Origin of the sequence: Falsiroseomonas oryzae, assembly GCF_027856955.1 — a bacterium.
Taxonomy (GTDB): Bacteria; Pseudomonadota; Alphaproteobacteria; order Acetobacterales; family Acetobacteraceae; genus Falsiroseomonas; species Falsiroseomonas oryzae.
This window is the reverse complement of sequence record NZ_JAPSMD010000994.1, coordinates 1-593: the sequence shown is the minus strand read 5'-3', so window position 1 is coordinate 593 and position 593 is coordinate 1. Positions and strand designations below refer to the sequence as shown.

Below are 593 nucleotides of genomic sequence, written 5' to 3'. Positions count from 1 at the left end.
GGGCGAGGACGCCCGGCCCGGAGGCGCCCGGCCGCGCCGCCTGGCGCTGGCCGCCGCCGCGCTGCTCGGGCTCGGCGGCTGCACCCTGATGCCGAACCTGCCCCCGCTCCCCGGCGCCGACCTGTTCTCCTCGCCGCCGACCTACCGCGGCCACGCGGTCGTGAACGAGGACCTGGAGCAGCTCACCATCGGCGTCTCGTCGCGCAACGACGTGCAGTCGCTGCTCGGCTCCCCGACCGCCAGCGGCACCTTCGACGATTCGGACTGGTTCTATATCAGCTCCATCACCCGCCAGCGCCCCGGCCGCGCCCTGGCGGTCGAGGACCAGCAGATCGTGCAGATCCGCTTCGGCGGCGACGGCACGGTGCAGGAGATCCGCCGTCTCGGCCCGAATGACGGGCGGGACATCCAGGTCGTGTCGCGCGTCACGCCATCTCCGGGCAACGAGCGGACGCTGATGCAGCAGCTCTTCGGCAATATCGGCCGCGTCGGGCCGGGCCTGGGCGCGCAGCAGAACGCCATGCCCGGCGCGCCCGGCGCCCGGTAGCCGCGCGCGGCGGTTCAGGCCGCCCGGGGGACCGCGCGCGGGCGCA

The 593-nt window shown here is 75.2% G+C and carries 1 protein-coding gene; it reads left to right on the top strand.

The features are described 5' to 3' along the window. The coding region (locus tag OZN99_RS33140; protein ID WP_270939408.1) for an outer membrane protein assembly factor BamE at nt 1-547 on the top strand (547 nt) is incomplete at its 5' end. Nucleotides 548-593 lie beyond the last annotated feature (46 nt).